General features: G+C 43.8%; 2 protein-coding genes. Both read right to left on the bottom strand.

Features of this window, described 5'->3' with window-relative positions:
• Positions 1-28: 28 nt before the first annotated feature.
• Complete coding sequence (locus AC3WTF_RS12565; RefSeq protein ID WP_047935675.1) at positions 29-4,801, bottom strand: type I polyketide synthase; 4,773 nt, start codon at positions 4,799-4,801, stop codon at positions 29-31.
• Positions 4,801-17,058, bottom strand: coding sequence for an SDR family NAD(P)-dependent oxidoreductase (locus AC3WTF_RS12560; RefSeq protein ID WP_492314266.1), 12,258 nt, complete (start codon positions 17,056-17,058; stop codon positions 4,801-4,803). The genes AC3WTF_RS12565 and AC3WTF_RS12560 overlap by 1 nt, the downstream gene beginning before the upstream one ends.

The following is a 17,058-nucleotide window of genomic DNA, read 5'->3' as shown; positions in this document are numbered from 1 at the left end:
ACAAATGGCACTGCCGCAAAATGATAAACTAATCCTGCATACGCTCCAGCGCATAATCTGCTTCCTCCGCAGTCAGTTCGCCCGCTTTTAATTGTCTGAGGAGCTCTTTTACTCTCTCGTTCTTTCCATTGGAATCCGCTGTTGCACGAGTCTGTGCCTCCGCGGAAAACGTTTCTTTTTTACGAATGGTTACATCCTTCAAACCTGCAAGTCTTTCTCCTTGTTCATTAAGCAGCTGAATATCGTAAATAAGCTCGTATTGACCTTTTTGGCCTGTTTTACGCGCATAAGCCCAGCATTCTGCTGAAACCTTTTTCCGAACCGTAATCTCTCCTATTGAAAAAGGAACATAAACAGATGCCTCTTCTCTTCCGTCCGTAATTCCGAACAAAGATTGCAGAGCCCCATCAATTAAAGACGGATGCAATGTATAATTTTCAAGAGCATATGCGGCTTCTTTTGGCAGCAATAACTGTGCAACCGCTTCCGTTTTTCCGCCCCATAAACGTTGAATCGGCTGAAAAGCGCGCCCATACAGGAACCCGTTTTCCCGAAAATACTCGTAACATTCATCTTGTTCACGGACAAAAGCACTTCTGTTTATCATCTCTTGTCTGTCGATGTTCTCTATATCATCATCACTGTAATGATGATCATAATCTAATTCCCCCGTCACAAATCCAGTCCTTACAGCAGCATCCTCGTCAGGTGACATGTTAAATAATATGCTGCCGTCTTTTACGGAAATGTGAGTGTAAATGGTCAGGCTCTCTTTCAAAAGCATGGCCGGTCTGGCAAATATCACGTTTTTTAAACGAGTGACCTTTTTCTTTCGATATGACCGCGTTCCCGCTGCGCATGCCATTTCAAGAAAAGCAGCTGCCGGGAGAATGCTCTTGTTTTTTACGATGTGGTCTTTTAACCAAATCTCTTTTTCTCTTAATGTCGTTTTAAAAAACTGCTGTTCCAGAGTAGATTCATTCGAATCCAGAAGCGGGTGCAGTGAAGACTGCCGCGGCAATATTTCCGGAAATACTGCACTTTGGTTTCGAGGCACCCAGTAAGACTCCTCAGCAAATGGATATAAAGGAAGCTTGACCTTTTGCGGGGTATATTCTTCATATAACTCTCTCCATTGAATATCAGCCCCGAAAGACCATAATTTTGCAAGAAGATTCAAGTCCTTTGTCTCCATCATCACCTCGAGGAATTTATCTTTCCTCTTTTGATCATGAAAGATAAAGACTTTATCAAAATCTTTCGTAACATTCCCTTTGTATACGCCCTCCCCAATTGTTCCTTCAGTACAGAAAGTTCTCAGTTTCTCCTTTAGTTCCGGCAAATCGGAAGCTACAACAGCAAGTCTGTCTTCCATCGGTTCCCTGCATGTCTGCAATGTAAAAGCGATATCAGCTGCCGAGACCTTTGTCTCCCGCTCTGTGAATTGCAGAAGGCGCCGGGCGTATTCTTTCAGCCTGTCTTCATTTTTGGCAGAGAGAACTGCGGCAAACGGACCGCTTATTGTTTGTGTGTCCGCATGGTTTTGATATTCTTCCACAATGACATGGGCATTTGCTCCGCCCGCTCCGAACGAACTGATTGCTGCTCTCCTGTTGGAGGCGCCTGATTCTTTCCGCCACTCTTCTTCTTTCTGCTGAACGTAAAAAGGCGTCTTTTCAAATCGGATATTTTGGTTCAGCTGTTCCGAGTGAATGGATGGCGCCAATTTCTGATGCTTAAATTGTAAAAGAACTTTTGTAAGGGCTGCTATACCTGCGGCAGACTCCAGATGTCCGATATTAGACTTCACTGAACCTATGGCACAAAATTGTTTATCGTCCGTAAATTTCTCAAACGCTTTTGTCAATCCTGCGATCTCAATCGGATCTCCGAGCGAGGTACCCGTTCCGTGTGCTTCCAAGTAGCTGACGGAACGCGGACTGATGCCCGATTTCTTGAAATTTTCAGCAATCAGCTCAGCTTGTGCATTCGGATTCGGAACCGTAAATCCATTGGTTTTTCCGCCATGATTTACAGATGTTCCTTTAATTACTCCGTATATATGATCCTGATCAGCAATTGCTTTTTCCAAAGGTTTCAAAAGGACGGCGCCCGAACCTTCTCCCGGGACATAGCCGTCTCCGCCCTCTCCGAAACTTCTGCACAATCCTTCGGTGGAAACAAAATTACCTTGACTCAGCCAAAGGTATTTGCTGGGGTGTATGGACACATTAACGCCGCCCGCAAGCGCAATTTCACTTTCCCCTCTTTTAATGCTCTCACATGCCAAGTGAATGGCCGTCAGCGATGATGAACACATCGTATCCAGTGCAATGCTCGGGCCGGAGAGATTAAAAAAGTATGAAATCCTGTTCGCAATAGATGAAAAGAAGGAACTGAGCGCAATCGGATTGCCCCGCGCAGTTTCTTCTGCGCCGAATAATTGATATTGTCCGTACATGGCTCCGACAAACACACCGGCTTTCATACCGTCAAGCTTCTCTTTTGTATATCCTGAATCTTCAAACGTATGCCAGGAGGTTTCGAGAAAAATTCGCTCCTGAGGGTCCATCAGCTCAGCTTCTTTATGAGAAATGTGGAAAAACAGCGGATCGAATTGATCAACACCGCTGATAAAACCTCCCCACTTACTGTTGATTTTTCCCTTCTCCATTCTGTCAGGACTGTAATTCGATCTGAAATCCCAACGTTCCTCGGGGATTTCAATAATACAGTTTTTCCCTCCGGCAATGTTTTCCCAGAACTCCTCAAGAGTATCGGAATTCGGATATCTTCCGCTCACACCGATAATGGCAATATCCTCACCCGGCGGAACCATGCTCGGTGCAGATGCAACCCTCTGCTGCCGGTGCTGTTTTTTACTCAGATTTTCTCTTTTCTTCGGCACTCTTGTTACCGGAGCTGCCCCTGCGGCCTTAAGCACTTTTTCTTTAAAAGATGTTAGGAAGAAGTTTGAAAGCTCTTCAATGTTCTGATATTCAAAAAAGATTGTTTTTGGAAGATCCCCGAAAGCATCTTCAAGCTTTGAAATAAGTGACATGATCATAAGTGAATTGATTCCGAATTTCTCAAAAGAGTCCTTCGCATTTATTTTATGAGCTTGGATTTTCAAGACACCGCTGATGATCTTGATTAAATAGTCATTGACTTTTTCTTTCGCAGCATATTCCTCTTCTTCATCGTGTTCCGCCGTGAGTGTATCTTGATCTGCTGCAGCTGTATTTCTTTGAATCGAAAGCGCTTTTATCATTTTATCCCGCTTTCCTTCTGCAGGCATTAAGCTGGTAAATGAAGACCGCAGCATTTTCAGAAACGCTTCCAAAACAGAGGAAGTTCGCATCGGAGTCATTCCGTATTTTTCTTTTATTTGGTTGATTCCACTGCTGTCGAGACTCATCCCGCCATCTTTCAATAACGGCCAATTGATTGAAAGGGTTTTTCCGTTTCGGGAGAGCTGAGATCGAAGCACTGCAAAACTGTCCATAAAATGATTTGCGTACGCATAGTCACTTTGGCCGGCATTTCCGTAAGCGGAAAAAGAAGAAAAGAGAACAAAAAAATCAAGATCTTCGTCTTTTGTCAGCTCATCCAGCCAGATTGTCCCGTAAACTTTCGGTTTCAGTACGTCCGTAAAATCACTGAGACTTTTGTTTACAAGAAATGAGTCACGAAGGATGCCGGCAGCATGAATGATCCCGTTTATGCTGCCGTACCGCTGTTTAACGCCGAAAATGAATCGCTCTGCCTCTGTTCGATCTGTTATGTCCGTCCGCTGATATTCAACAATAGAGCCGCTCTCATTAAGCTTACTGATCCGTTCTTTTTGATCAGCGGTTAAAAAAGAACGGCCTGTAAGTATAATCACGGCTTGGTTTTCTTTAGCGATGTGTTCCGCAAACAGCAGCCCGAGTTTTCCCGCTCCTCCGGTAATGATATATATGCCGCCTTTTTGATACGTTACAGATCCGTTGGCGTGTTCCGGAATATCAATATGCTGCAGCCCTTTCACATAACGGGTATATGAGTCTATTAAAATCTCACATTCATCCGTTTGAAAGCGCTGTATTTCACTGATTGCAGCATCCCACATCTCGGAAACCGGAGGATTTTTGTCAGAATCCTCATGGCGTATCTGTATGCTTTTCGCTTTAAGCTTAGAGCTTTCCATGTTTACCGTTTTCATGAACCCTCCGACAGCTTCATGAAACGGCTGATTCAGACCGCTTGTCCAATAAATATGCAATAACGTAACAGGTTCGTTTCTCCGCATTAAAGCTTTTGATAATAAAAAGAGCGAGTTGATCCCTCTGCGAAGAGTTTCATTAACGGATTTTTCAGTGAATTCTCTGATTTCTCCGTTCCATAAATAAAGCACGACATCAGGTGTAAATCCGTTTTCAGCCAAATCAGACAGCAGCATTTCGACATGATTTTCATCAGAAGGATTGATTGTGCATCTATTCCGTTCAATTCTATAATCAGAATCGGGCGTTACGAGAATGACACGGTTATGATCTCCATTCATCATCTCGGCATGCTGAAAAAGACGGTTATCCTGATCAAAAATCAGCATATTCCCCGGTGCCTGCTGATTCGGCATATCAATGTGATTTGTTCTTACCCAATCGTTCTTAAAAAAAATGGTTGGGGACGGAGCTTGTGATTCCGGCTCCGCCTTTTTTTCCATTTGTTCTTTTCTGTAAGTGCGAATTAGCTCCAGTCCTGCATCAGGAGACATTTGCTGTTCTTCAATTAAGGAAAGTATTTGTTTGATCTGCACTATTTTCCCTCCAGCAGCTGATAAACTTGGTCAGCAGAAAGTTCACCGTTTTTCAATTGTTCCAATAAGAAGAGAATTTCCTGATCTTCATTTTTATGACCTGCGGTTAATTCTCCCCCGGTCACTTTTCTGACAGTAAAGTCTTTCATGCTCACGGCTATTTCGCCGCTCTCGTTAATAAAATCAATGTTATACGTATAAAAACCGGTTTCTTTCACCGAAACATGGCATCGGGCAGTAAGCGCCCTCTTAATGTGAAGCTCTCTAAGTGAATAAGGAACAAATAAGCCGTCTTTCTCATTATCTCTTAACAAAAATGCCGCCGCTTGAAAACCGCCGTCAATTAATGAAGGATGAAGTGTAAAATGTGAAAACCCGTTCGCTAAATGATCCGGAAGCTCCAATTCTGCCATTAACTCCATATCACCGCGATATACGGCTTTCAACGTTTGAAAACCGCTATGATATGTCAGGCCCATACGACTGAAGCGGTGATAACACTCTTCCCGGTTTATGACCGCCTTACTGCTGCGTTTGAACTTATCAATATCGACATACTCAGCATTGCTGTTTATGTCTCCGAATACTGTTTCACTTTGTGTGCAGATTTGCTGCACGCCATCCGGCCCCTCTTTACATATCGTTACGTTCAACTTATCTTGTTTCATTTCCAAGTCGGTATAAATGTGCAGCGTTTTTCCTTTATATAATATAGGTCTGTTCCACATCACGTCTTTTATTTTAGATACTTTACTTTCTCCGCTTATTTCCGCACAAACAAGAGCCATTTCAAGCGAAGCGGCTCCTGGCAGCACATAGTCTCCTGAAACAAGATGATCAGTGACGAAAAATTCAGTTCCGGAAATAACAGTTTTAAATGCTTGTTTCTTTAATGTTGAGACATTCTCGCTGATTAATGGGTGAAGACTTTTGCTATTAACCTCGCTTTTGTTCTTTTTCGGGGTGAACCAATAACTCTCTTTTGCAAACGGATAAGTTGGCAGCGGCACTCTATTCAATTTCTTATTGCCGATTGTCTTCCATTCAAACTCGGCTCCATTGGCCCACCATTGTGCGAGCAGCTCCTCTTTTCCGCTTTGAAGAGCCTCCTCAATCATATATTCAGAAACAGCTGTGGGCTCTTCAGTGTTTTCGCTTATAAATACGCCTTTTTGCACCTTGCTGTCATCAAGAAAGCTGACGTATTTATCTCTCAGCTCAGTCAGACTCGCTGCACATACGGCAATTCTTTCGTTCATTGCTTCCCGGCCGTTTTGCAATGTAAATTCCATGTCACTGGCATTAACGGTCATGTCACCGGCAATCACGCGATCCAAGTACTGAAGCATAAGCCGGATATACTCAAGTAATTGATCTTTGGTTTTCGCAGATAAAACAAAAATATGTGTGTTACCGTTGTTTTCCGGCACTTCTTTTTGAGGTTCCCTATATTCCTCTAAAACAATATGCGCGTTCACACCGCCGAATCCGAATGAGCTGACACCCGCTCTCCTCGGCAGATCGTTGTTCTCTTTATCTTTTATCGGATTCCACTTTTGAGCGGTTTCTGTGATATAAAATGGCGTATTTTCCAGTTTGATGTATGGATTGAGTTCTGAAAAATGGGCGAGTCCCGGAAGTTTGCGATATTTAAAAGCCAGTAACACTTTCAGCACTCCGGCTATTCCGGCAGCGGTTTCGAGATGGCCGATGTTTGTTTTCACAGACCCGATTCCGCAGCATTTCTGTTTCGCAAAAGGAATGTCCCATTCTTGATATAACGTTTTAAATGCCTTTATGATGCTGTTCACTTCAATCGGATCGCCAAGACTTGTCCCTGTGCCATGCGCTTCTATATATCCCGCAGTGGCAGGGCTGACCCCCGCCTTCCGCCAAGCTTCGGTTAATAAGTCCGCCTGAGCGTTCGGATTCGGAGCTGTCAAAGAATTGGCGCGGCCGCCGTGATTTACAGCTGACCCTTTAATCAAACCATATATATGATCACCGTCTGCCTGTGCTTTGCTGAGCGGCTTAAGCAATACTGCAGCCGCCCCTTCACTCCTTACATAGCCGTCAGCGCTTTTATCGAACGTTTTGCACTTTCCGTCTTTGGAAAGCATACCTGCTTTATCAAAAGCTATAAACAGAGTAGGGCTTGTCATAATATGCACTCCGCCTGCAATCGCCATTTCAAAATCGCCTCTTTGAATCCCCTCAGCCGCACGATGGAGTGCAACTAACGAACTTGAACAGGCAGTGTCAATCGGTTCGCTCGGACCCGTCAGGTTCAGCTGGTAAGAAATACGATTTGCCAATATACAATGATTTAAACCGGTTGCGGTCTGCGCCTGAACAGAGACACCATTTTCATTCAGACGTTCAGCATAATCCGTTGTGGCGACCCCTGCAAACACCGCGGTTTTCGTCCCTGCCAAATCAGACGGCTTATATCCCGCATCTTCTATTGTTTTCCATACAGTCTCCATAAAAATTCTTTGCTGGGGATCCATTAATTCTGCTTCGGCGGGAGAAATCCCGAAAAACAACGGATCAAAACTGTCCGCGCCTTTGATAAATCCGCCTTTTTTTATTTTTGTTCTATTGACGTCCCTGATCGGATCGCCGTCAAACTCTTTCCAGTTCCAACGGTCTTCAGGAATGTCTGTAATCATATCCCGCCCTTTTTCAATTCCTTCCCAAAAGTCTTCCAGCGTATCTGTTTGGGGGAAACGGCCGCTTATTCCCACTATTGCAACCGGCTCATTCATATGTCTTTCCTCTTGCCTGGTTTTGTTTTCAGGCTCAGGGGAATGTTCATAAGATTCCGGCGGAGGCGTGCTGTACAATGTTTTTTCGTCAGCTGCAGAAAAAGATTCTGTCTCAGCAAAAAGGATTTCTCCGTATTGCTCGATTACATAATCAGTCAATTCATCCAGTGAATTGCATTCAAAGAAAATGGACGGCAATAATTCCGTACCATATTGTTGATTGATTTCATTTCCGAGTCTGGTAAACGTAATAGAATCAAATCCGTACTCGCCGAATGAAGTCTCTTCTTCTATTTCCTTTCTGTCAATCTTCAAAATACTTGACATCATCTTTGCGATGCCCTCAATCAGATTTTCTCTCCGGTCTTTCGCCGCAGATTCATCTGAAGAAAAAGAACCGCAGAGATGAAGCTCCTCGGAATACTCACTCTTTAAAAACTCAAGAAGTTCATTAAAATCAGTAAGACCGAAAAAATCTGACGGCATCATTGATATTCCTAATGTTTCGTTTAATTCGTTGCCCAGCATTGTAAACATAATTGAATCAAATCCGTATTCACTTATCGGCAGTTCAAAATCAAATTCCCGTTCTTCAATTTTTAATACGCCGGTGATGATGCGCGTCAAAGTGCTTTTTAAAGATTCAGTTATTGACAGCTCTTTCGGTTCGTAATTTTCGTCGGCGATTGCCGGGTCACTTTTGCCGCTGTCAATCGTTATCATTCGTTCCAGCTTTAATTCATTACCGCTAAATACCATTATTTGATGTTCACACCCTGTCATTGCTTGATCAAATGCTGCAAGGCCTTCCCGTTTTCCCAGAGGCAGCATTCCGAAACGGTCATAAAGGAACTTCTCTGAATGAATATCAATTTGCATACCGCCTTCTTTCCATAAAGGCCAATTAATCGAGACTGTTTTTCCAGGTTTATTTTCCGCCGCTCTCATTTCCGCAAAATAATCCATAAACCGGTTTGCATAAGCATAATCAGTTTGTCCGGCATTCCCGATTATTGCGCTGATAGATGAAAACATAACAAAAAAGTCCAGAGGTTCTCTGTCTGTATACCGGTCAAGCCATATCGTTCCGTAAACCTTGCTGGCCAAGACTGAATCGAGATCCTCTTCACGCTTATTGATGAGTAATGAATCTTTTATCACACCGGCGCTGTGAATAATTCCTTTAACAGGACCTAATTTGTTTTTGACGAGTTTTATCAGGTTATTGACATTTTCCTTATCAGAAATATCGGTTCTTACATAAAAAACCTCTGATCCGTTTTTTTCGAGCTCTTTTACATTGCTTACGGCTTCCTCAGAAAGCTCTGACCTGCCGATAAGGACAAGTTTTATTCTCCCTTTTCGCACAAGATGTCTGGCGAAAATCAGTCCCAGACCGCCTGTTCCTCCTGTAATGAGGTAAACTCCCCCTTCTTTTACTTCCATCTTTTCGGGGGGCTCGGCACTTTCAATTTCTGCAGAGTGTTTCACCTGCCTGATTCCATCTCTGTATCTGATTTCTGAAGTATCATCGCTGATGATTGTTTCTTTCACAAGGTTTTTTAATTCAGGCAGACCGGTGTTCAGCTGTAACTGAATTTCGTCGCTGTGTATTTCAATATTTTTACCGGACAACATAGGATGTTCTAAATGAAGCGACCTAAAAAAGCCGCTGATTGCCATTTGATAAGGTAAGATTTGATTTTCCCTTGTGAAAAATACATGTGATATCAGGATTTTATGTCTTGGGATTGTTGCTAACAGAGCTTTCGTTACATTGAAAACCGGCAAAACAGCCTCTTCCAGCTTTTCACGAATGTTCTGCTCAATTCCCGTTTCAGGGCTCATCCCGATTAAAATGACGCGGTCAATTGTCACTTGTCTTTCTTTAAGAATCGCCAGCAATTTCTTATAGCCGTCAAGTTTGACGCTGTTCAATTCAAAGGAATCAGCTTCTTTTTCTTGAAAACTGCCGCCATGGCGGACAAAGATCATGTTCAGGCCGATATCTTTATATGCCTGGCGGATCAGCGGTTCTGATATATCCCGACGGAGTGAAATCACAAGGCAGCTGTTTAAACCGCTGGCTTCAGGCTGATGAAGCAGAGGGGCCCGCTTCCACATATCAGTGTAATACTTAACTGAATGCCGCTCATCCTGAGTCTGCGGTGCAGCCCTTAATGCCTTCAACGCTAAGTTTTTTATTTTAAGACTTACAGATCCGTTTTCATCCATAAATAGTATATGAAACCTTTTGACATCATCATGTTGTCTTTCATCGGCAGCTGTAATGTAAGCATAGCCGTTTGCCGAAGGTGCGTGAAGAATCTCCAGCTCACCTAATTCAAAAGGCAAATATGCGGTGTGATCGTCTTCCTGACCGGACGTAAACCCTGTTGTGGATTGAAAAATGCCATCCAATAAACACGGTTCCAGCAGCGTGCCGGATTTTTTATGAATGCTCTCAGGAAGTGATATTCGTGCAAGAACAGCATTTTCATGGATAAACAGCTGTTTTATTACCTGAAAACTGGTTCCATAGTCCAAACCGCTCTGCCGGAAATCCCTGTAACACTCAGCGCCGCTGATTAATCTTTTCTGTCCGGTTAACCAGCTGTCCAATTGAAAATGCTCTGTATGAGAGGCATCTTGATCTCCGCATGTGATAATGTTTCCTTGGCAGTGAACTGCCGCTTCAGGTTGCATATCGGTTTTCACCACAAATCTGCCGTCTTTTTGATTCGGCAGCAGATCTATCATTATCGTCTTTTCTTTTTCAACGGTTATCGGAACCGCCCATACAACCTGACTCAGTTTTATGACTGATTTTCCGTACAGCCTCTCTCCCGCTTCTCTGGCCGCTTCGATGATTGCCGCTCCGGGCAGAACCGTTTTCCCATGCACAACATGGTCTTTTACATAATATTCAGAATCAGAAAGCGTTTTATAAAATCGGCACTCACCTGCTGAAAAATCAAATAAAGGAGCTGTACCGGCTGCTGATGTTGTTTGCGCCTTATTTGACACCCACAGTCTGTTTTTTAAGAAAGGGTAAGTCGGCAGGGCAATTTTTCTCGGTTTTCTGCCGGTGCGGAAATCTTCCCAGCTTAAATTGCCTCCTGATACCCAAAATTCAGCCATTTCGGTTAATGTGGTGCCGCCGGATTTGAGCGGAAGATCCGATTGCTGCTGTCTGCGTTTATGATTCGGTTTTTTCCCTCTAAATATTTCGTGATCGTCAATTCCATTATAAAAGTGATTTAATTTCAACATCAGATCATCGATATTATTTGAAATGACAGCAAGCCTTTCCGGCATGGCTTCACGCCCTTCAAGAAGGGTATACGCAATATCAGAAAGGTGAACCGGCTTGTTTGTTCCCGCTTGCTGTAAAAACTCGCCCTGCTTATGACGGGCCTTTTGAAGATATTCCTCCAGCTGTTTTGCTGATTCCCGTAAACTCAGTGAATGCTTGGCTGAGAGTACGATAAGTTCCTCACTTTCCTCACGCCTCGTATGACAGTCAGCAGCAGACTCATACTCTTCCACAAGGATATGAGCATTTGCCCCGCCCGCTCCGAAAGAACTTAATCCCGCACGCCGCGGATATTTGCTGTCAGAATGTTTTTCATTCGCGGGTTTTATCCAGTCGGCGGTTTCCTGCTGGAGGCAAAAAGGTGTCTCTTCCAGATAAAGATCCGGATGCACCCGTTCAGCATGCAGTGTTGCGGCTATTTTTTTATACTTCATTTGTAAGATAATCTTTGTCAGGCCGGCAATACCCGCGGCCGCTTCCAGGTGGCCGATGTTAGATTTAATCGATCCGAGAGAGCAATATGAAACATCTTCGGTATAAGCTCTAAACGCCTTGGTCAGGCCTCGGACTTCAATCGGGTCACCCAGCGGCGTTCCCGTGCCGTGGGCTTCAATAAAGCTGACACTTCTGGCGCTCCAACCGGCCGCTTTAAGAGCTCCTTGAATTAAATCCGCCTGTGCGGCAGGATTAGGCACCGTATAGCCATTTGTCTTTCCGCCATGATTAATTGCCGTTCCTTTAATGACGGCGTACACAGTATCATTATCACGTATGGCATCTTTAAGCGGTTTAAGAATAACGGCCCCTACACCTTCCCCGGGCACGAAACCGTCGCCGCCTTCTCCAAAACTTCTGCATTTTCCCGATTTTGAAAGCATCCCCATCTGACACCTGTATAAATAGTCAGAAGGATGAAGATACAAATTTACTCCTCCCGCAACCGCAACCGAGCACTCACCCTTTGTTAAACTTTGGCAAGCCATGTGAATTGCCGTTAAGGATGAAGAACAAGCCGTATCTACAGGGACACTGGGACCTGTAAAGTCAAATGTGTAAGACACTCTGTTCGCGAGAGACCATGGGAACGAATTTGGAAGTACATCGTTTTTGTCCGTCGGTATTCTTTCGCCGAGCAGCTTGTAAGAATTGGTCGTCACTCCCGCAAATACACCGACATGTTTTTCGGTCTGCTTTCTCAACCCTTCAATGGTATATCCCGAATCTTCAAATGCTTTCCACACGGTTTCGAGAAATATTCGTTCCTGAGGATCCATCGCTTCTGCTTCTCTCGGCGATATTTGGAAAAACAAAGAATCAAATGATTCAGCATTCTTTAAAAATCCGCCCCATTTGCAATAAATTTTCCCCTCATGCGCTTTAGCGGGGTCTGGATCATAGTAGGTCTCATAATTCCATCGTTCTTTCGGAATTTCTGTGATTGCGGTTCTCTCTTTTGATAGAAGCTCCCACAATTCTTCGATATTTTCAGCCCCGGGATAACGGCCGCTGATACCGATTACCGCTATCCCGTCAAGATGTTCTTTTTCCTCCGCCGCAGGTGCAGTGATGTTTTGTTCCGGCCTGGCGGGGGTAATGCTCTGAATCTGTTTTCCTTTTTCCTCCCGTGAAAATAAACGCCCCAGCCGATCCGGATATTCCTTTACAAGATGATCTGCTAAATCTCTGATTGTATGAAATTCAAATAAAAGCGTTTTCGAAATTGCTCCCAGTGACTGCTCCAGCTTTGTGTTGCATTGATGAATCATAACCGAATCCATTCCATATTCAGCCAGATGCACATCTTGATCGATCTCTTCCCGTTCTGCACCGATCTCAGAGGAGATGATATTGGTTAAAAACAAAACTGTCTGATCCAAAATATCGCCTTGAGCCAAAGGAATGGCACTGACTGTCTCTGTTTCGTCCGTCAAAAATCTCTGCCGCATAAATTGTTCAAAGCGCTCATGATCACCGCAGACTGCAATATTATGCAGCTGACACGAAGTTACAATCCGCGAAAACCATTGCGTTCCGTCTTCAGCAGGAAGTTCTTCGAGCCCGGAACCATGAAAAAGAGACGTCCGCCCTTGACCTGACAGGTTCGCCCCCATTCCGATGTCTTGCCATAAAGGCCAATTGATTGTCAGCGTGCGGCCGCTGCGCAGAGAATTTTGCCGTTTCTGTTCCCGATATTCGGCAAAATGATCTAAAAAGCCGTTTGCATATGCATAATCACATTGGCCTTCGTTCCCTGCAATAGAGACGACTGAAGAAAAAACGGCGAAAAAATCCAATTCGAGCGACTTCGTTGCATGATCAAGATTCAATGCACCATGAACTTTCGGAGCAATCACCTCTGAAAGTTCCTGCTTTGTTTTTCGAAAAAGCAGCGAGTCTCTGATAACTCCTGCACAATGAATGACGCCATGAAGACCTGCATGCTGATCGGTAATACCGTCAATCATTTTTTTTACCGCTTCTTTATCGGATATATTCGCCTGTATATAATAAACCTTGGCTTTAAAGCTGTTCAGGTATTCTAAATGTTTCTGCTTATCTCCGTTTAAAACAGATCGCCCCGATAGGATAATGGTGGATCTTTCAGTTTTCGCGCAATATTCAGCGACTTTACTGCCAATCCCCCCAAATCCCCCTGTAATTAAATACACTTTATCTTTTTCAGGGTATTGAACGGTCTTTCTGTTTGTTTCTCTCTGCTTCTCTAACATCCGTGCATATCTTACGCAGCCTCTGTAAGTGATATGAATATGCCGATCAGGCGCTGTGTTTATTTCTTTATAAAGAATGTCAGCCCTTTCTGAAAATGAAACGGATGCAGAATCATGTTCAAAGCAAACCGTCTTACAATGAAGCTGCGGGTATTCTTGTTTTACCGATTTTAAAAAACCGTTCACACCTTCAAAATACGGCAATTTTTCTTTTTGATTCGCGCTGAATGTATAAATGAACGTTACTTTATTTATAAGGTTCTCGCTGATTAAAGCCTTAGTCAGATAAAACACGGAATAAATTCCTGATTCGAGTGTTTCTTCCAGTTCAGGCTGTTTTTCAGACCACGTATGCAAAATTGCATCGGGCGCTGCGCCTTTTTCCTTTAACAGACGAATGACACCTTGATAATCTTCGGGACGCTGCCTGTTGATCGTGAAAACACTGTCGCTTATCTGCTCTAAACGCTCACCGGGCATAATAAGATATGCGGACGTATTCTCTCTTTTTTTCAGCTCTTCAAAATAGTCTTTATTCCCGGAGAACAACAAAATAGTACAGACTTGTCGGCTGCCCGCTTCATTCTCAAGTGCGGTTTCTTTCCATACCGGCGTATAAAGTGCCTGATTCTTCTTTTCTGAAAAAGCCGCGTCTGATTTTACCGGCTGAGGGTTTAAAGAAAATTGAGAGCGCTCAAACGGATAAGGCGGAAGCGGGGCTTTTCTTTTATGATAATCACCTAGTTTCGCCCATTCAATCTCTTCTCCTGAAAGCCACATTTGCATAAATGAATGATATAGAGCCTCATCGGCTGGTTTGTCCGCTTCAAAAGCAGCCGCTTTGTTTAGTTTTGCTGATGGAGGGAGCGATCCGAATTGAAAAACTGAAAAATCAGAAATATTCACATCCGGCTCCGTTCCCTTTTCTTCCGTGTGAAGCGGCATATGGTCAGCTATCTCCTGAGACACGGCATCCATTTGATTGTATTCTGTCATCAACGGAAAACGAGTTTTATCATAAAAACCTGCCGGCTGCTCATTAATACAAGCAACAGCCTGTTTAATTCCGTCTTGCTTTTTCAATAACATGCTCAGAAAAAGTTCTTTAGACAAGATTCCTTCATCCAGTAAATTTAATATTTCCAGAACATAATCATTATTAAAGAATCCATCATAATCTGTTAAATCCCATCTCTTATACAGTCTTCTCATAGAGGCAAGGATAGCCATGATCGCCGCTTCCTCATCAGCCGGCAATGCGTTTCTTTTATCCGCCGTGCGATTCACAATATAAGATAAAATCTCGATTTCCTGAGTCTTTCCCGCTTTATCCCACTCTTCTAAAAACCCTTTAAACGTATATTGGTGCTCAAGAAGCAGCCGTGTTTTCCCGTACAGGCGGTCTGCAAAATCAGCCTGGAAGCTCAGACCGTTCAGCAGCATCCTTACATATTCTTCATTTAATCGAACCGGCGGGTACGTTTTTGAAGTGTACGGATTGACAAATGGAATGGACGGCGGCTCACAGGATATGTGCGAAGGTTTTTCAGCGCCTGTGATGACAGAAATGGCCTTTTCAATTTTGATGATATCCGCTGCTGCAAGAGCGACGTAATATCCGTCTCCGGCGCCTGTAATGAGGCTTGGCTTAAAACCGGATGCCAGGATACTTTTTATGATTTCCGTATTGATAACTAAAGAATACAAGCGGATTTTCTCAGGTGTCCATTTTCTTTTAAATGAACTGTGCAATGTTGGTATACCCTTCAGCACCGGCCTTACGTTCTTTTCTAAATCAGGGAACACCCGTTTCAAAACGGCAAATTGTTTATAACTTTCCCATTTGAAGTCACCGATGGCAAGCGCCCATTCAGAATCTTGTTTCCTCCGAAAACTCAATCCCTCTTTAAGCTGATTTTTAAATTCCTCCTTGCTGCCTGCCAATAAACCAGCCCTGTAATCAAACGATGTCCTCCCCGTTAAAAGGGTGCTGCTGATCACTTCATTTGATATTTTGCAAAATTCCTCTGAATCGTCAGCAAAGGTTCTCCAATGATGTATCATTTGTTTCATGCTTTCTTCACTTTTAGCGGAAAAAAGGAAGGGTACCCTTCCTTTTCTATCAGATTCGTCTTTTGTATGTATAAATTCTTCGATGATGACGTGAGAGTTAACACCCCCAAAACCGAAGGAGCTGATTCCCGCCCTGAGCGGAGCCCCGTCTGCCGCCTTCCAATCACTTGAATCAAGCGCCGGCCTAAACGGTGTTTTTTCAAACTGTATAATTGGATTTACCGTATGTACATTCAGGCTTTTCGGCACCCTCCGGTGTTTCATCATCATTAGAACTTTTATCAATCCGGCCATTCCCGCTGCTGCTTCTGTATGACCGATATTTGTTTTCACACTTCCGATCCTGCAATATTGAGTATCCTCAGTATATTGCCGATACGCTTTTGTCAATGCTTCTATTTCTATCGGATCGCCCAGAGATGTACCTGTGCCATGTGCTTCTACATAAGAAACCGTCGCAGCATCGACAGCAGCGTTGTGTAAAGCTTCTGAGATGACCCGGCACTGCGCTTCTGCTCTGGGAGCGGTTATGGAACGGGTTTTACCGCCATGATTAACAGCTGTCCCTTTTATGATCCCGTATATATGGTGACCGGCTTTTACTGCATCACCAAGGCGCTGCAGCAATACAACGCCTGCCCCTTCTCCGGGAACGTACCCGTTCGCTGCTGCGTCAAAGGTTTTACATTTGCCGTCAGGACTCAGCATTCTGGCTTTAGAAAAAGAAATATATTTTCCGGGTTGGAAATTCAAGTTTACTCCCGATGCGATTGCATAATCGCTTTCTTTTGTCCGCAATGACTTAACCGCTTCATGTAAAGCAACAAGCGACGATGCACAAGCGGCATTTACAGACATGCTTTTTCCGGTCAAACCGAATGTGTATGAAAGCCGGTTGGAAAGCATAGCTTCGAAACTTCCTAAACAGGCATAACTGTCGATTTCCGATTCAGCATGACCTGTCTGCCGGTAGTCAGAATTCATAATACCCGCAAAAACAGAAGTGGTTTTACGCTGGAGATCCTGCAAAGAAACCCCGGAATCTTCGATGCACCGCCAAGTTTCTTCTAAAAGGATTCTTTGCTCAGGATCCATGTTTTTCGCTTCCCGGGGTGAGATATTAAAAAACTTATGGTCGAAATGGTCAGCTTTATGAATAAAACCTCCCCACTTGCTGATTGTTTTGTTCGGTATACTGATATCAGCTGAATAATAAAGATCGGGATCCCACCGTTCAATCGGCACTTCCCGGATGGAATCTTTGCCGCTATTTATGTTTTCCCAGAATTCATGATAATGATCTGCATCGGGGAATCTGCAAGCAACCCCGATTATCGCGATATCCGCATTCTGTTTATTCAAATGAACCAT

Source organism: Bacillus sp. EB106-06-01-XG163, from assembly GCF_058791615.1.
This window is presented reverse-complemented; position numbering and strand designations above follow the sequence as displayed.